Source organism: Bacillus salipaludis, assembly GCF_030938565.1.
Lineage (GTDB): Bacteria > Bacillota > Bacilli > Bacillales > Cytobacillaceae > Neobacillus > Neobacillus salipaludis_A.
Genome location: NZ_JAVGVR010000001.1, coordinates 2,020,416 through 2,038,642, shown reverse-complemented (window position 1 = coordinate 2,038,642; position 18,227 = coordinate 2,020,416). Strand labels below are relative to the sequence as shown.

Below are 18,227 nucleotides of genomic sequence, written 5' to 3'. Positions count from 1 at the left end.
CTTTTGTTTTCTGATAAAAAAACTATACGTCAAGCGGTTCCTTTAAACCGTCTAAGATTTTCCCGTAGCCAGACGCCATGATCATCCGGTCTGTGCTAAAATGAACGAACCGGGCTCCGCGCTTTTTCCAAGACATCGCGATTTCGTATGGTGTTAGTGCGCCTTCCCCTTCTGGCACCTCGGAAAATACAGCAAGATCCACACCTTTCCTAACGGCAAGGTCGATGACGCGGTCCAAGGCTTTCACCACTTCCTTATGGGCGGTGTCCCCCTCATATCCCATAGCCATCGATAAATCATAAGGACCAGGCATAATGCCGGTGATGCCGGAATCGAGAATATCTTCTATATTTTCGAGCGCCTCTTCATTTTCGATAATTACCCAGATTAAGAGGTTGTTGTCGCTCCACTCGCGGTAATCCTTATGGTTTTTAAAACTATCCATCGCCCGCATGCTAGGAGTGAATCCCCGTTTGCCGGCAGGTCCGTATTTCGCTGCCTGCACAACCCTTCTTGCTTCTTCTCCCGTCCGGACGCTCGAAATCAGTACCCCAGCTGCACCGGCGTCCAAGATTTTTGTAATGCCGGAGTGCTCACTGGATGGAAGACGGACGACGGCAGATGTTCCCCCAGCCGTTGCAGCACGGATCATTTCAACCGAACCTTCAAAAGAGAACGTGCTGTGCTCTGCATCAAGCAGGATAAAATCGAAACCGGCATGGCCTGCAAATTCGGCTACATCGGGACTGTTAAAGGAAAGAAAGGTTCCAACCGCAAACCCCCTGGTTTGTAATGCTTTGTCGATTCTCTTCGTATGGCTCATACTCCAACCTCTTTTCTAACTTTAATACATGCTACACTATGCCCCTCTTCGGTTTCGACAAGCGGCGGCTCCACTTCGCTGCATTCCTTGGTTGCCATCGGGCAGCGGTTAAAGAAGGCACAGCCCTTTGGCCGGTTCATCACACTTGGGATTTCCCCTTCGAGCATCACATGTTCCCTGTTTTCTTCCACAAATGGGTCCGGGATCGGGACTGCCGCAAGCAATCCTTTTGTATAAGGATGGAGCGGATTCTCATAGAGTGACTTCCAATCTGCCACTTCGACAATCTTACCCAGATACATCACCACGACACGGTCGCTGATATGGCGGACAACGGACAGGTCGTGAGCGACAAATAGATAGGTAAGACCAAGCTTTTTCTGTAAATCTTCTAATAGATTAATAATTTGCGCCTGAATCGACACATCCAGTGCGGAAATGGCTTCGTCACAAACGATAAACGAAGGGTTGCTCGCCAATGCCCGGGCAATTCCAATCCGTTGCCTTTGCCCGCCGCTGAATTCATGCGGGACTCTGTTTTTCCATGCGGGATTCAGACCGACAAGTTCGAATAATTCATCTACACGTTTCTCATATTCCGCTTTTGTGTTCGTTAATTTATGAATAATCAATGGTTCGCCGACAATGCTTCCCGCCGATTGTCGGGGATCGAGTGAACTAAACGGATCCTGGAACACTAGGGAGATGTTTCGTCGAATTGGACGCAGTTTGCTCTTTGGCATATTGGCAATGTTTTGTCCGTCAAAAATCACTTCACCTGAAGTCGGTTCATACATTCGTAAAATACTACGAATAATCGTGGTCTTCCCACAGCCGCTTTCCCCAACCAATCCAAGGGTTTCCCCTTTTTTAATCGAAAAGCTGACATCGTCCACTGCCTTCACATCTGCCACTTTCCTCTTTAAGACACCTTTCATGACCGGAAAATACATTTTTAAATTTTTTACCTCTAATAGAGTTTCGTTCAAATCCTTATGTTCAACTGGATCATCCATCAAAGCGGCACTGCCTGATGCCACATTTCCCATTGTTTCATTCGTCACATCTTCATAACAGGCTGCATAATGGTTTCCGCCATGAGATTGAAGCCTTGGGGCTGGTTTCCTTGAACATGCCGCCGTCCGATGCGGACATCTTGGCAAAAAGGCACAAATGTCCTGTTTGTTTATAAGGGATGGAGGAATCCCATCAATCGGAATCAGCTGCCTGCCCTTTGGATCATCTAATCTTGGGATGGCGTTCAATAGGGAAATCGTATATGGATGCTTTGGATTTGAAAAAATCTCCTTCGTGGTGCCTGATTCGACGATTTCACCAGCATACATAACATAAATACGGTCTGCATAACGGGCTACTATCCCTAAATTATGGGTAACCATTACGACAGAGGTTTTTGTATTTTTCACAATATCTTTCAGCATTTCCAGGATTTGTGCCTGTGTGGTTACATCAAGCGCCGTCGTTGCTTCATCAGCAATGAGGATTTTCGGATTGCAGGCCATTGCCATCGCTATGCACACACGCTGCCGCATGCCGCCGCTGAATTGGTGTGGATAATAGTCAATCCTTGCTTCTGCATCAGGGATGCCCACACTTTTCAAAAGTTCAATCGCATGTTTGCGGGCATCCTTCTTATTCATCTTGAGATGAAGGATAATGGTTTCGATAATTTGGTACCCAATCGTTAATACGGGATTAAGTGATGTCATCGGTTCCTGGAACACTACGCCGATATCGCCGCCACGTACCTGACGCAGCTCCTCGCCGCTTAAATGAAGCAAATTCTTTCCATTAAATAAGACTTCGCCGCCGACAATTTTACCAGGGGGTGTTGGGATCAGCTGGATCCCGGAATACTGTGTCACGGATTTCCCACTGCCGCTCTCGCCGACGACCGCAACGATTTCTCCCTCATCCACGTAATAGGAAACGCCATCAACTGCTTTTACGACATTGCGGTCGACTGTGAATTGTGTTTGTAAATTTTTAACCTCGAGCAAATGGCTCATTTATGTACACCTCCCATTGTTTCTCACAAGCTTCCTTTCAAGCGTGGATCAAGGGCATCCCTTAATGCATCTCCAACAATATTAAAGGCCACCACTACCAGTACTACTGCCATTCCGGGTGCAAAGGAAAGGATTGGATTGGATAATAAATATTTATAGCCGTCATTAATCATCGAACCCCAAGCAGCTTTCGGCGGTACAATTCCAAGTCCTAAAAAGCTAAGTCCCGCTTCAGACAAAATGGCTACACCAAAGTTTAAGGTGATCAAAACAATCAGCGGTGAAATACAGTTTGGCAGAACATGCTTGATCATATTTCTTATGTTCGTCGAGCCCATGAGTTCCTGCGCCACAATATAATCTGATTCCCTGATCGCTAGTACCTGACCCCGCATTAACCGAGCATAAGTGGGTACAAGTGAAAGACCTAACGTAATGATGACGTTCTTTAAACCTCCGCCAAAGGCTGCCACGAAAACCACTGCCAATATAATAGGAGGAATCGCCATAAGGGCGTCCATTGCTCTCATAATAATGGCATCTATTAATCCGCCAACATAGCCGGAAAATAATCCAAGGATGATCCCAATCACACTTGCAATAGCAACGGATACTATACCCACAAGCAGTGCTGCTTGGCTGCCGTAAATAATCCGGCTCAAGACATCCCGTCCAATCAGGTCTGTTCCTAATGGATGTGCTAGTGATGGGTTTGCAAGGATCTGCGTATAGTCTTGTTTATATGGATCATAGGGTGCAAGCAACGGGGCAAATATGCCGCAAATAATCATAATGAAGATAATGGCCAAACTCACTACAACTGTTTTTCGGGCAAGGAATACACGAAGGAAGCGCTTTGCATTACTTGTCTTTTTTACCTTCTGTTCCACGGCTTTTTCAGAAGCAATTATTTCAGTTGTCATCTTTGTCCCTCCTTATTTAATCCTTATCCGCGGGTCTGCATAGCCATATGAAATATCAATCAATAGATTGGTAAGGGCAACGATAATGGCAATGACGAGCACGCAGCCCTGAACGACAACAAAGTCTTGATTAAAGACACTCTGAACGACAAGCCGTCCCATACCCGGAATATTGAAGACTTGCTCAACAAATATGGTACTTCCGACGACATTCCGCACCTGCAGTCCAATTAATGTGATAACAGGAATAATGGCGTTTTTCAGTGTATGTCTGATAATAATTGCATTTTCTTTTAATCCTTTGGAACGGGCTGTTCTGGTAAAATCCTGCATAATGACTTCAAGCATCGCCGACCGGGTTTGGCGGGCAAAGGAAGCTAGCGCCGCAAAGGCAAGGCAGATAACAGGCATAATGACCTGCTTTATACTCAACCAGAAATCTTCAAATGGAGAGGTATATCCTTGCACCGGAAACCATCCCAGTTTTAAGCTGAAGAAATAAATACATAATACAGCGAGCCAGAAGGCAGGTACCGCCATTCCAAAGTTTGAAACGACGGAAATGAGGGAATCAATTTTTCCTCCCCTTCTAATGGCTGCAATAATCCCAGCCGGCACCCCGATCAGGATGGCTAATACCATCGAAAGAATACTGATATAAATGGTTTTTGGCAGGTGTTCGCCAATAATCTTTGTGACATCTTCCTTAATGGCAATCGACTTGCCCAGATCCCCTTGGACGGCATGTTCAACCCAGGTAATATATTGAACTGGCAGCGGGCGGTTCAGCCCTAAATCTTCGCGGATTTGTTCTACTTGTTCCGGTGAGGCTTCAGGTCCGAGCAAAGTCCGTGCAGGATCTCCCGGCAAAACCTGCAGAATGGAAAATACGATGAGGGTCACCATAAACAAAACAATGACGGTCTGCAATAGCCTGCGGATAATAAACGCAATCATGACAATTCTCCTTTTCAGTTAGATAAGAGGGGAAGATGAAAGCATCATCCCCCCAAGCTTTTTCATTATTTTGAAAGCCAGGTCTTTTCTGGAGAATACACATTGCCATATGTTTCATTAAATCCGCTGTCTTGAATATTCAGATACATGACAATTGGCATAGTCGTAATCGCTAAAGGGAAGAACATATGATTTTCCTCGAAGACAGCCTTCTGTAATTCAAGGTTTGCCTGCTGCTTTGTTTCCGGATTGGTTGCAGCTTTACCCTTTTTAATGAGCGCTTCCACATTTTCCGGATGGTCAATGTTTACGTATAATTTGGCTTTTTTACTTAAGTAACGTTCCATGTAAAGCGGGAGGTCTGGGGAGGTAATGACGTCAAAGTACATCAGCCCGTCCCACTTCGTGCCAATCAGTTCATACATTCTAGCAGTATCAACGTTTACAACTTCTGCATCAATTCCAACTTCCTTTAAATAGCTCTGATAAACAGGCGGAAGTGATTCATGCTCAAGGCCAGGCCAAGAAAGAAGCTTCGTTTTGAAGCCGTTTGGATATCCTGCTTCAGCCAGCAATTTCTTCGCCTTTTCAGGATTAAAATCGAATTTTTTTACATCTTTATTGTAAGAAGAACCTGTCATTGGCCCCCACTGGTCTGTTACTTCATAGCCGCCCTTAAGGACTTTTTCAACAATGGTTTTCGCATCAATAGCATGCGCTAAAGCTTCTCTGACCTTTGGATTAGCCCAAGGAGAATCCGGATTTCCGCTATTTGGGATCAGCCCGTTTTCTCTGTTGCCAAGTCCTGTTGTAAGTGTCACGACTTTGTATTGATCGTTCTTTTCTAATTCTAGGACCCTATCAACTGGTAAATAGAATGATGCATCCACTTCTCTTTTCTGGAAGGCAGCGGAGGCCGTCATCGCATCTGGAATGATTTTGTATTCAACACCGTCAAGATATGGAAGACCCTTTTGCCAGTAATTTTCGTTTTTCTTGTATTTTATAGAGACGCCGCGTTGCCAGCTGTCAAATGCGAATGCACCAGTGCCCACGGGATGGCCCGATGCCCAGTCTTTTCCGTTCTTTTCATAAGCAGTCGGCGAAATCATTTGAATCCAGAAACAAAGTGCGTTGTTCAAACTACTGTTCCATTCCGTCAGGTTCACTCGAACGGTAGAATCATCTACTACGTCAATCGACTTAATCCCATCTACTTCGCCGCGTTTAGCTTTTTGGAATAATTCAATATTCCATTTCACAGCCTTCGCGTTAAAATCGGTACCGTCGTGGAATTTAATGCCTTTTTTCAAGTAATAGGTTATGGTTTTTTCCTCCGGGTTAGTTTCCCACTTTTCTGCTAAAAGCGGCTGCATTTCACCCTTCTCATTAAATTTTCCAAGTGTTTCAAGAACAGGAGCCATCATGTGTAAGAAACCGCTTCCAACCTGCTCAGGAGGATTTCCTAAATTTGCTGGTTCAATAGGTGAGGAAATTTTTAATACGCCGCCATACTGTGGCTTCCCTGGAGCTTCCTGCTTTTTCGAGGATGCTTGAGAATCTGAGGTAGTGGTTTTTGAACCCGAACAGCCGGAAAGTATAACAGCAATGATTAAACCAATCATGACAGTAAGATATAAAGACTTTGATTTCCTTTTCATCATAAAAAGAACCCTCCTTTTAAAATCTCTTACTCTACTTTAGAAAAATATAAGTACTTTTTCCCTATTTCCCTCCTTCGTGATTGATAAAACCAAAGACATACATTATCATTTAGATACCGTAGTATGTAATTGATGTTTTTATCTTACTATAGGCTTTTGAATTTTTCAATAATTTAAAAAATAAAAAATATTTTTGATTTTCTTCTAATTTCGTTAGATTTCATTCTGTGTTATGATTTACGTGTGGATTACACTTTATGGAAAAAAATGCATTTTAAGTAAAGGACCGATGTTCAAATGGCTCGAAAAAGCAGAGAAGAAGCGAAAAAAACGCGCAGTAAGCTGAACCAGATCAGTTTGGAGCTCTTTCTCAAGAAAGGCTACCATAATACGACAATTGACGACATTTGCAAAAAAGCCGGGGTCACTAAAGGGGCTTTTTATAATCATTTTAAAAATAAAGGAGAAATTATCCTCAGTTCCTGGTTTGATCTTGATGAGGAAGTAATCACGAGAGTATCATCACAAACCTATCAAACTAATAAAGAAGAATTGATTGCCCTATGCTGGGAAATGTACAATTATGTAAATGAAAGCCGCAGAGAATGGACGAAGACCATCTATACCCTGCAAATCAATGACGAACAACCTTCCTACATGATTTCGCAGGAACGGCGAATGTTTAACCATTTTAAAGGGATCATTCAAAAAGGACAGGAACTAAATGAGTTTCGCCGGGATATGGATGCAGGATTTATCGCCCACATGATTCTTATTTATACCAGGGGTATTATCTTCGACTGGCTGCTCCATTCTACAGATAAATTAGGACCAGAACATATGGAGCTGCTTGTCCCGTTTTTTGATACTTTTGATCCGAAACTGGAGTGTGTGAAAAATTAAACGGGAAAAAGCGCCTCAATCCTTTAAGCGTTAATTTTTACATTTCAAAGGCTCTCGATCTTTTTTGTTGAGAGCCTTTGTCATGTATGAAATTACATCAAATGGCGTTTATGACCTCACAAGTCCTTTAAACAGTTCTACTCCTGTTTCGAGGACTTCATCAGGGAAATCATACTCCCGTGTATGAATATGTGGATAATCTTCCCCATTTCCAATAAAACAAAATGCACCCTTTGTTAACTTTGTAAAGTGTCCAAAGTCTTCAGAAGCACGGAATGCTTCTTCCACTTCAACTAATTCCAAACCCATGGATTTTGAAACCATACGAATTTTATTTGCACTTTCTTTATGATTGAACGTTTCCGGGAACTCATCATTATATTGGAAACTTACTTTTAACCCATATTCTTCTGCTTGGGCTTTTGCAAAGTTTTCAAGATTTTCTTGTAGTCGATCCAATTCTTCTTCGTAAAGAGCACGTATGGTCATACGAAGGTCTCCTTTTGAGGCAGCAATACCAAAAGCTTTTTCACCCACATCGATTTGTACAACGGTGCACAGGATAAGGCCTTTATTTTTTTCCGGTGAAGTGAATTCAGGAATCGCTCCGAGAATATTACCGATTGCGAAGGATGGATTGATCCCCTTTTCTGGCTGACTGGCATGGGTAGGAGCACCTTCCAGATGGATCGTCATCCCTTTAGATGCACACATAATCGTTCCATCTATAATCCCTATAGACTTGTAAGGGAATCCACTCATATTATGGTAAGCGTAAATTTCATCAATATTGTGTTCTTTAATAAAATCAACACATTGAATAGCACCATCTCCCGTTTCTTCAGCAGGCTGGAAGAGGAAAAAGATATTTTTATCTGCACCCACTTGATCGATTTCAAGCGCAAACCCTGCCAGTGTTGCTGCGTGGCCATCATGACCACATTTGTGTGCTTTTCAGGGAACTCGGAAGCCCACGGCAGTTCGATGAATTCATCCATTGGAAGTGCATCAAATTCTGCACGGAAAGCAATATTCTGCTGATCTGTTCCTGCACGATAAATGCAATAGAACCAATTCCCTTTATCGACAAGTTCAAGTTCTGTATTCGCTTTCAAAAACTCCATTAAATGCTGTTTTGTCCAAACTTCTTCGTTGGAAAGTTCAGGATGTTGATGCAATTCGTGCCTCAGTTTTTTTGCCAATTCATAATTTTGATGTTTCATTTTATACAATCTCACTTTCTAATCTGTTGATTTCCGCTGATGACTTTTGTGTTGCAAGACTGACAACCACTGTTACGATTGCGTTAATGATTAACATATATAAACCATTATTAATATCTAAAATAAATGATGGTAAGTTCGGGAATAAGGTTGCCACAGTTGTACCTGTCGCTGCGGAGTATAAGGCCATTGATACTCCCATGACAATACCGCTGATTGCACCTTGCTTCGTAACAAAGTTTTTCTTCTGTAAACTAAAAATAAGAGCTGGGAATAGCTGCATAATAAAGTTATAGCTAATTAATTGCAGGAACACGATGGCACCGTGTGAATTTAATGATGCGTATAAGCTAATAATCGCTGCAATAATTGCGAATAGACGCGCGATATTCATTTGCTTACGAACGGAAGTATCTGGTTTCAACGGCATATAAATATTAGAAGTGATCATAGAACCAATGGTAATGAGTGCGACAGAACACGGTACTAAAGATGCTAGTAATCCTGCTGCTCCAATGAACCCTACAAACCATGGATCAAAGGTTTCAAATACTAACTTTATTAATGCCAAATCACTTTCGGCTCCTGTTAGAGTCGGGATTGCTAAAATCGCTGTTAATCCGACAAGGCATGCAAATAGTTGCATTAGTGAATATAACGGCATTAAAATGGTATTTTTACGAAGAGCTTTGTCATTTTTCGCGGCATAAGTTGATAAAAATGAATTTGGCCACAGATATAACCCTAAACACATTAATGTGACCGTAGAGACATACCATACAAGACTTAGACCTTGATCAGGAAAAAGTAATACTTGAGGCTTAACCTCAGCAACTTTTTTAACCATTGATCCAACTCCATCATAATAATGAAATGGGAAGTATAGACCTAAAAATAGAAGCACTCCAAACATAAGAATATCCTTAATTAAGGCTACACGAGAAGATCCATGAAGTCCCGATATTAATGTATAAATTAAGACAATAATACTTCCAAACCAAATGGCTGCAGTAGAAGATATCGCCCCGTAGGATGCAACAGACACAATTAGCCCCATCCCTTTTAATGCCATTACAATTGTTGGAATAATCGCAATGGCTCCAACGATTGTAATCAGCTTCCCTAAAAACGGACTATTATATTTCTTCTCATAAAAGTCACCTTGTGAAATAAGATTATGCTTTTTACTATAATGTCGAATTTTTGGTAATAGAAAATAACCGATAATACAGGCAATCGAGATATATGACATGATATAAAGAGTCGCAATCCCACTATTATAGGCTAGTCCTACTAAACCCGTTAGAGTGAAGGCGGTAAAAAACTCCCCTGCTAATAAGAAGAACGTAATGATTGCGCCCATGCCTCGACCACCCAATGCCCACTCTTCCAATTTGCCATTTTTGCCTTTACCTGCCTGTATCGCCGTATACATGCAGAAGATCACAACGGCTATCATAATGATTATTGAAATATTCATTCTGACACCTCCTCATCCTGTTGATCAAACCGATACAAAATTAATATAGTTAACGAACTTAAAATAACCCACAATACGATCCAAAACATTGTGAAAGGCAGCCCTAATACATAAAGTTCAATCCGATTTACTAGAGGTACACCTATAAGGAAAGCCAGAACCGGAATAAACGCCAGAAAATAGAATGGTTTCAAATTAAATAGCCTCCTCTACTTTTAATAAAGTTTGTACAAACCGTTTCATACGGTTCATGCCCTCTTCTAGCTTCTCCATTGAACATGCATACGAAATACGAATGTATCCTTCGCCATATTCAGAAAAACCATATCCCGGAATGACGGCCACTTTTGCTTCATCTACAAGTTGATGGATAAATTCATTCGAACTTAAACCTGTTTTTTCGATTGAAACAAATAAATAAAACGCACCATCTGGTTTAATGGTTTCTAAACCCATGTCCATAATACGCTGATAAACATAGTTACGCCGTTTTTCATATGCTTGACGCATTTCTTCGACTTCTGGTAAATCGTGATTTAATGCCTCGATGGCAGCGTATTGACTGACCGAACTTGCACATACACAGTTATAGGCATGAACTTTAAACATTTCATCTGTTATATAAGCAGGTGCTAATGTGTAACCAATTCTCCAACCTGTCATGGCATGGGATTTTGATAGACCATTGATGACAATGCATTTCTCTTTCATTTCTAGGAATGAAGCGATGGAAATATGTTTCAATCCATATGTGAGTTCGCTGTATATTTCATCTGAAATAATAAAAAGATCTTTATCCCTCAATAGGTTTGCAATTTCTTCTAATTCTTGAGCGTTTAAAATAGCACCCGTTGGGTTTGACGGATAGGGTAAAACAACACATTTTGTTTTTTCTGTGATATTTTCTTCAATTAATTTTGCAGAGATTTTATAATTATGATTTCGAGTATCCACAAACACAGGGTTTGCGAAGCACATACGAATAAGTGGTTCATAACCTGGATAAATAGGTGCTGGTAAAATGATTTCATCACCTGGCTCTAATATTGTGCGGAAGGCAATATCCAACGCTTCACTGGCGCCCATTGTAATTAAAATTTCATCCTCTGGGCGATAATTTAGTTGGTAACGTCTTTTTACAAAGTCAGATGCTGCTTGTCTTAGTTCAAGCACGCCTGAGTTATGTGTATAACCAGTTTTCTTTGCTTCAATTGCATGTTTCCCCGCTTCTAAAATGGAATCCGGTGTTACAAAATCCGGTTGTCCAATTGTAAAGTTAATAATCGAAGGATCATTTGCCACTTTGTTTCCGATTTCACGGATGGCAGAAATTTTAATATTTTTAACTGTTTTACTAAGTAAATGATCCATGATGCTCTCCCCCTTCTATCCCTATATTTGATTACGCTTTATAAATATGCAAGAAGCATGCCATTTTTAAAACACTGATAAATCAGTACTTTCGCAAAACTCAACACGGAATTACAATTCGAATTTAACTTATTGATTCTAATTAGATTCAACGCGTGTCGAAAAATGTATAACTACACCTTATTATGTGCTATAGTTTCTTACACAGGGGTTTAACATGAGTCGATTGCGAATCAAACAGAAGTTTTAAAACTATTTTTCGTGCATGTGGAATTAAATGATCAAAAGGGGGAAACGCTTTGACAGCAGATGTCTTACAGCAATTTGATGGGGAATTACTTATAAAGATTCTTAATACATTAAAGGATCCTATTTGGATTAACGATAAAAATGGGAATGTATTGTGGGTGAATCAAGCGGCTGCTGAAACTTTTTCAATTGGTGAATTAATTGGCAATAACGTTTTTGAAATGGAAAAACAAGGGGTATTTTCACCGTCTATCTCCAGGCTTGTCATCGAACAAAAACGCTTTATAAGCACCGCCCAGATCACACAAGATCATGGTCGCTTACTTGTTTCTGGTGACTATATTCCAGATGAGAACGGGGATATTCAATATATCGTAACGCATGCAAGGCAATTATCCCAAGCCATCAATCAATCAAGTGAATTAGAAAAAGTTGAATCTATTTTACAGCTATATAAACAGCAAATTCGAGAATTAATCTTGCAAAAAAATCAGCAGGATGAAGATTTCTATGTAGGAAATAGTAAAGCTGCTCAATCGATTTCTGTATGGTCTCAAAAGATTGCTGATATCGATACAACGATTCTATTAACTGGTGAAACAGGTGTTGGGAAAACAGCCTTTGCCTATCGAATTCATCAGCTGAGCAGTCGTAATCATAAACCATTTATTCATTTAGACTGCGGTGCCATTCCAGAATCGCTCATTGAATCGGAATTATTTGGGTACAAAAAAGGGGCATTTACAGGTGCCAATGTGAATGGAAAACTCGGTTTAATTGCAGCGGCTGATCAAGGGACTTTATTTTTAGACGAGATCGGTGAATTCCCTCTTCATCTACAATCAAAGCTTCTGCAATTTTTACAAAACAAGACATATCGAATGATTGGGGATAACCAGGTACAACAAGCGGATGTCCGAATTATTGCAGCCACCAATGTAAATTTAATGGAACGCGTCAAGGAAGGAACATTTCGAAAGGACTTATTTTATCGTTTAAACATCCTTCCTATGAAAATTCCCCCTTTACGCGAAAGAAAAGAAGATATTATTCCACTTTTAAATTTTTATTTAAGTAAATTTAACCAAAAGTATAGCCGCAGGCAAACTTTAACCAAAAACTTAATGGATACCTTATACAATTACAGTTGGGAAGGGAATATCCGTGAACTTGAAAATTTAATGGAACGGTTAGTGATTACATCTACTGGACCAAAAATTGTTCTAGAAGATTTACCAAGTGACTTCCCCCTTCAGCAGTCTCAACAAATGCTCCTTCAAAACATTGAAGATATGAGTTTACCAATCTATTTAGAACAGATTGAAAAAAGTATATTAATTAAAACCTATAACGAAACGAATAGCACTTGGAAAACAGCAAAAAAACTGGGTGTATCCCAATCCTATATCATTCGTAGGTTAAAAAAATTCAATTTGAGAATAAGTGAGAAGAAATTAGTTGAAGAGTAGTTTTTAGAAAACGAAACGCGGATAGATTGAAATAATCTCGGATATGCAATCCAAAGTAAAAAATACTGCCAAAGGGGTTTGACCCTTCGGCAGTATTAAAACTTAACTATGTTAAAGAACAAAGTTGATTAGAGCGGAAATCAACAATTATAAAATATTTATTTTGGCAAGCGTATTTTAATTAACTCAGCGAAATATTCCGCACCAATTTTTAATATCTTATCATTATAGTCATATCGTGAGTTATGAAGTGGAACATTGCCAATTAAATCAGAATCATCACCATTTCCTATAAATACAAAGCAACCAGGAATCTTCTGTAAAAACGCACCAAAGTCTTCAGAAGCCATCCACTGTTGACAATTTCCATCTACTTTATTTTCACCAACCACATTTTGGGCTGCTATTACCGCTATATCAACACACTCTGCCCAGTTAACTGTTGGTGCGAATTCATGGGTATATTCAAATTGACATTCTGCTCCATTTATTTTGCAAATTCCCTCACTAATCGTTCGCATTCTATCTTCCAGCAACTTTGATACCTCTGGGGTATAACTTCTAGTATCCCCTTTAATCACTACATTCGTAGGTATCGCATTACGAATCCCATCTGTTATAAATTCAGTACATGAAATTACAGCAGGAACATTCGGGTCCATATTACGAGAGATAATGGTTTGTAAAGCAATAATAATTTCAGACGCAATAACGATCGGGTCTTTCCCCATATGAGGGCTTGAAGCATGTGAGCCTTGTCCCTTAATACGGATGACAAAGTTATCTTCACTGGCCATTATTCCGCCCACACGAGTTGCAATGGAACCCGCAGGCATGCCTGGCATATTGTGCATTCCATAAATCTCATCTACCGGAAAACGATCAAAAAGTCCGTCTTGCATCATGGCAAAAGCGCCTTTACCAGTTTCCTCTGCAGGTTGAAAAATAAATCTAACTGTTCCATTAAAATTTTTCCGCTCTGTTAATAACTTAGCTGCGCCCAATACGGTGGCCATATGACCATCATGACCACAGGCGTGCATTTTACCTGGATTCTGGGAGGTGTATGGATGTTCCCCCACCTCAGTTAGGTTAATAGCATCTATATCTGATCGAATACCTATAATACCTTTCCCATCGCCTATTGTAAGATTGGCAACGATTCCAGTACCACCAATATTTCTGTGAACTTCTAATCCCATATCTGTTAGTACTGTAGCAAGAAATTCAGAAGTATTTTTTTCTTCGAAAGCACTTTCGGGATGCGCATGAAGATAGTGCCGCCATTCCGTAAGCTGCTTTTCAAAATTTTCATCGGCCATATTCATATCACCCTCTCAGAGACTATTATTTTAAATTTGACTATGCAGATGGATATGCCCCATCCCATACTACTTTTCTATAATGCTCCGGATCCGTGTCACCTTCTGTGCTGATAATAAGAATCTTCGAATCTTGATTCAGTTTCAACATTTCTTTCATAACATTGAGCATTTTGTTTTCAGCCAATAAACTGACTAATCCCAAACCAACTGCACCAGATTCACCTGAAACAATTTGAGGGTCACTGCCCAATGGGTTGGCAAGAATTCGCATACCTCGCGCGGCCACATAGTCTGGACAAGAAATAAAGGCCTCAGCATAATCCTTTAAAACCCCCCAAGAAGTTGTACTTGGTTCCCCACATGCTAAACCTGCCATAATCGTATTCAAAGCGCCCGTTACTGAATGGGGTTGTCCATCACCAATATTCATAGATTTGTATAAACAGGCAGCTTTATCCGGTTCGACAATAACTGTAATAGGACGTTGATCTCCGAATTTCCCTGCTAGATATCCAAGCATACTGCCTGCAAAGGAGCCAACTCCGGCTTGTAAAAACACATGCGTTGGTCGATCATCACCAGCTTCGCCAATCTGCTCCACTGCTTCATCCAAGATCGTTCCATACCCCTGCATAATCCAAGTTGGAATCTCTTCATATCCATCCCAAGCCGTGTCCTGTACCAAGACCCAGCCATTTTCCTCAGCCTTCTGGCTTGCCAGTCTAACTGTATCGTCATAGTTAAGATCAGTTATAGAAGCTTCTGCTCCTTCTTTTCTTATATTATTTAATCTTATTTCTGAAGACCCTTTTGGCATCAATACTACCGATTTTTGTCCAAGCTGACTTGCTGCCCAAGCGATTCCTCTTCCGTGATTTCCATCAGTTGCTGTTACAAAAGTAATGTCTTCAATTTTTTCTTTTACTTCTTTACTTCTTAGTTTTTCAAAAGAAAGCTCGGAAATATCGACATTTAATTTTTTTGCTAAATATTTTCCTACAGCAAATGAACCACCTAATACTTTAAAAGCATTAAGTCCAAATCGATAAGATTCATCCTTCACCCAAATATTTCCAACTTCTAATTGTTTAGACAATTTATCTAAGCTGTGAAGTGGCGTTACTTGATACTCTGGAAAGCTTTTATGAAAATTTCTTACCTTTTCAACTACTTCACTATTAATAAATTCTACAGATGCTTTCTCCATGTCTGCTTTTCTTGCATTTTCATTTACAATATATTTAATTTCTGTTAAATTCACCATTTTTATCTCCTTAATAAAAGTTTTTATTGTAGGTATCCTAATTAAATTTGCATGACTCCTCAAATCTTTAAGCCAAGCTTTTTTGTTTGTCTTAACAGATTTTTTACTGATTGCCTGCAAGTTTGCAAACGACATCAAGCAATACATTCGCTCCAGCTATCAAGTCGGAATCTTTTGTATACTCCTTAGGATTATGACTAATACCGTCAATACTTGGGACGAAAATCATGGCTGTCGGGCAAACGCGAGCCATCATTTGAGCATCATGTCCCGCACCAGATGTCATTCGTCTTGATTGAAGGCCGCGCTCTCCTGCAGCTTTCTCTACCAGTTTTACAATTGTTTGGTCAAAAGTGACAGGAGGGAAACGTACTAGTGGTTCCGATGTTATGGTTACTTCTTCGGTTGTTGCCAATTCTTCAAGGTAGTTTGCAAGTGCTTGCTCTTCCTCTTGCAATCTCTGTTTGTTTGGATTACGCAAATCAACAGTGAATGTTGCCAAAGATGGAATGACATTAACAGCATTTGGCTTAAATTCAATAGTTCCTACTGTTGCAACAGTTTGCCCATTAGAAGCATTCGCTCGATCGCGTAAATAGGTTATCACCCGTGCCGCCGCAAGTCCTGCATCACGTCGCATATCGGTTGGTGTAGTACCAGCGTGATTTGCAACACCTTCAATCGTAATGCGCTGCCAAGAAATGCCTTGAAGATTCTCAACAGCACCAATTGGAAGACCCATTTTATCAAGAATTGGACCTTGTTCAATATGAAGCTCAATATAAGCGTGTGGCTTTAAAAAGCCTGGCTCCTTCGTACCTGCATATCCAATACGTTCTAGCTCCTCGCCCAATATTGTGCCATCCGTACCTACCGTTGCAAGTACATCATCAACTGAAAGCCCGCCAGCATACACAAGGGATCCCATCATGTCGGGCTGATAGCGAACCCCCTCCTCATTGGTAAATGCTGCGACTGCAATGGGACGAGTTGGAATAAAACCTTTCTCTTTCAAGGTCATTATTACTTCAAGCCCAGAAAGTACACCATAGCAACCGTCGTACATACCCGCATTTATGACTGTGTCGATATGCGAACCTAGCATAATCGGTGCTTCAATTCTATTTTCAGTACCATACCAAATACCAAAGATATTACCGATTCTGTCGATTTCAACTTCCAATCCCACTTCTTTCATCCAAGTGACTAATAGATCACGTCCCGCTTTGTCTGCATCAGAAGCAGCTAATCTCGTCCTTTTGTTGTCATTGTCTAGACCAGTTAGGCCAAGTTCTTGAATACGGTTAAGTAAGCGTTCAGAGTTGATTGATAGGTTTAAATTAATAACTGTCATGCTCATTTCCCCTTTTCAACATGTAAAATAGCTTGGAAACAAACAAATTAATAAATTTGTTTAAACATAAAGTAAATAGGCTGATCATTGGTGAGTCACATTATTAAAATGTAATTATAATGTTATAATAATTGAGTATTTGTACCATTAATACTAATATTGAATAGAAAAATATAAATATATTGAGGTGTTGGCTATGCAAATGAAAAACTTCATGATTGATGGAAGTTTAAAAGAACTAACCAAACACCATACAGTCGTTATGCCAATTGCATGTTATAAAACCACCATTAATCAAAATATACATGGCTATATTCCACTTCATTGGCATGACGAAATTCAATTTGTGTTGATCGTAAAAGGGGAAGCGGTTTTTCAAGTAAATGAAGATTGTAAAGTGGTTCGAGAAGGAGATGGACTTTTTATTAATAGTGGATGCCTGCACATGGCACAGGATAAAGAGCTGTCGGATTGTATCTATATTTGCTTAAATGTTTCTCCTTATTTTGTATTATCACAAGAACTCTATACCACATATGTAAAACCTTATGTTCAAGCGACCAATTTACCCTACTTATATGTAAATGCAAATGAGCTTTGGGGGAAAAGCATTTTAGATGCCATTTTAGAAATTTATCACTGTATTGAACAAAAGCAACAATACTATGAAATCGATATAACGATGAAACTATCATTAATTTGGAAAAACTTAATCGATAATGGTTTTAAGCTGGAATATGTTCAGACTGAAATAGTAAAGAGTCAAAGAATGAAGCAAATGTTAAGTTGGATCCATGAGCATTATGCAGAAAAAATTTTATTAGAGGATATTGCCAGGGCTGGTCAGCTGAGCCGTTCTGAATGCTGTCGTTATTTCAGGAGGTTTTTAAAATGTACACCATTAAATTATGTTATAGATTATCGTATTCAAAAGAGCTTATATCTACTGCAGCAAGGTGATTCTAATATTACTGAAGTTGCTTATCAAGTTGGTTTTAATAGTACAAGCTATTTTATTGATAAATTCAAAGATTCCATGAACATGACTCCATTAGCCTACAAAAAAGAAAATGCATAATAACGAGCTAGATTCGACTAACAAAATGTTCATGAATACTACGGATCCAAAATAGGGAAAACCTTTGAATCTTTAAAGAAGACTCGTGGAATTGAATCAATATGTATGACCGGG

At 40.0% G+C, this 18,227-nt stretch carries 15 protein-coding genes; 3 read left to right on the top strand and 12 right to left on the bottom strand.

Annotated elements, in window-relative coordinates; all coding sequences use genetic code 11:
• Window positions 1-22: 22 nt before the first annotated feature.
• From RCG21_RS10055 to RCG21_RS10035, 5 genes are all read right to left on the bottom strand, one after another.
• Window positions 23-823 (bottom strand): HpcH/HpaI aldolase family protein, encoded by an 801-nt coding sequence (locus tag RCG21_RS10055; protein WP_308913128.1) that lies wholly within the window; start codon window positions 821-823, stop codon window positions 23-25.
• Window positions 820-2,853: an ABC transporter ATP-binding protein gene (locus RCG21_RS10050; protein WP_308913127.1), complete on the bottom strand. Its 2,034-nt coding sequence runs from the start codon at window positions 2,851-2,853 to the stop codon at window positions 820-822. Before RCG21_RS10050 ends, RCG21_RS10055 begins: the two co-directional genes overlap by 4 nt.
• Before the next feature lie 23 nt (window positions 2,854-2,876).
• Complete coding sequence (locus tag RCG21_RS10045) at window positions 2,877-3,776, bottom strand: ABC transporter permease (RefSeq protein WP_308913126.1); 900 nt, start codon at window positions 3,774-3,776, stop codon at window positions 2,877-2,879.
• A gap of 12 nt (window positions 3,777-3,788) precedes the next feature.
• Window positions 3,789-4,733, bottom strand: coding sequence for an ABC transporter permease (locus RCG21_RS10040; RefSeq protein ID WP_308913125.1), 945 nt, complete (start codon window positions 4,731-4,733; stop codon window positions 3,789-3,791).
• 65 nt (window positions 4,734-4,798) lie between these two features.
• Complete coding sequence (locus tag RCG21_RS10035) at window positions 4,799-6,397, bottom strand: ABC transporter substrate-binding protein (protein ID WP_308913124.1); 1,599 nt, start codon at window positions 6,395-6,397, stop codon at window positions 4,799-4,801.
• Between the two features lie 297 nt (window positions 6,398-6,694).
• Here RCG21_RS10035 and RCG21_RS10030 point away from each other — a divergent pair, with 297 nt between their 5' ends.
• Entirely contained in the window at window positions 6,695-7,300 is a 606-nt protein-coding gene (locus tag RCG21_RS10030; RefSeq protein WP_308913123.1) for a TetR/AcrR family transcriptional regulator, read from the top strand.
• 108 nt (window positions 7,301-7,408) lie between these two features.
• On the opposite strand, the gene RCG21_RS10025 is transcribed toward RCG21_RS10030, so the two are convergent.
• The 4 genes from RCG21_RS10025 to RCG21_RS10010 all read right to left on the bottom strand — a co-directional run bounded on the left by RCG21_RS10025 (window position 7,409) and on the right by RCG21_RS10010 (window position 11,374).
• Window positions 7,409-8,194 carry a M20/M25/M40 family metallo-hydrolase gene (locus tag RCG21_RS10025; RefSeq protein WP_372512753.1) on the bottom strand — a complete coding sequence of 262 codons (786 nt, stop codon included), beginning with the start codon at window positions 8,192-8,194 and terminating at the stop codon, window positions 7,409-7,411.
• A gap of 330 nt (window positions 8,195-8,524) precedes the next feature.
• On the bottom strand, window positions 8,525-10,003 hold the full coding sequence (locus RCG21_RS10020) for a sodium:solute symporter family protein (RefSeq protein ID WP_308913121.1): 1,479 nt from the start codon (window positions 10,001-10,003) through the stop codon (window positions 8,525-8,527).
• Window positions 10,000-10,197, bottom strand: coding sequence for a DUF3311 domain-containing protein (locus RCG21_RS10015; RefSeq protein WP_308913120.1), 198 nt, complete (start codon window positions 10,195-10,197; stop codon window positions 10,000-10,002). The genes RCG21_RS10020 and RCG21_RS10015 overlap by 4 nt, the downstream gene beginning before the upstream one ends.
• Before the next feature lies 1 nt (window position 10,198).
• The gene (locus tag RCG21_RS10010) at window positions 10,199-11,374 is read right to left on the bottom strand and encodes an aminotransferase A (RefSeq protein WP_308913119.1); all 1,176 of its coding nucleotides are present in this window, start codon (window positions 11,372-11,374) and stop codon (window positions 10,199-10,201) included.
• Window positions 11,375-11,673: 299 nt separating this feature from the next.
• Here RCG21_RS10010 and RCG21_RS10005 point away from each other — a divergent pair, with 299 nt between their 5' ends.
• Entirely contained in the window at window positions 11,674-13,092 is a 1,419-nt protein-coding gene (locus RCG21_RS10005) for a sigma-54 interaction domain-containing protein (RefSeq protein ID WP_308913118.1), read from the top strand.
• A gap of 158 nt (window positions 13,093-13,250) precedes the next feature.
• On the opposite strand, the gene RCG21_RS10000 is transcribed toward RCG21_RS10005, so the two are convergent.
• The 3 genes from RCG21_RS10000 to RCG21_RS09990 all read right to left on the bottom strand — a co-directional run bounded on the left by RCG21_RS10000 (window position 13,251) and on the right by RCG21_RS09990 (window position 17,035).
• Entirely contained in the window at window positions 13,251-14,414 is a 1,164-nt protein-coding gene (locus RCG21_RS10000; RefSeq protein WP_308913117.1) for a M20 aminoacylase family protein, read from the bottom strand.
• A gap of 40 nt (window positions 14,415-14,454) precedes the next feature.
• Window positions 14,455-15,681 carry a diaminopropionate ammonia-lyase gene (dpaL, locus tag RCG21_RS09995; protein ID WP_308913116.1) on the bottom strand — a complete coding sequence of 409 codons (1,227 nt, stop codon included), beginning with the start codon at window positions 15,679-15,681 and terminating at the stop codon, window positions 14,455-14,457.
• A gap of 103 nt (window positions 15,682-15,784) precedes the next feature.
• Window positions 15,785-17,035, bottom strand: coding sequence for a Zn-dependent hydrolase (locus tag RCG21_RS09990; RefSeq protein WP_308913115.1), 1,251 nt, complete (start codon window positions 17,033-17,035; stop codon window positions 15,785-15,787).
• A 202-nt stretch (window positions 17,036-17,237) separates the two neighbouring features.
• On the opposite strand from RCG21_RS09990, the gene RCG21_RS09985 reads away from it, so the two are divergent.
• A complete protein-coding gene (locus RCG21_RS09985; protein ID WP_235824695.1) occupies window positions 17,238-18,113 on the top strand; it encodes an AraC family transcriptional regulator in 876 nt (291 codons plus the stop codon).
• The last annotated feature ends 114 nt before the right edge of the window (window positions 18,114-18,227 follow it).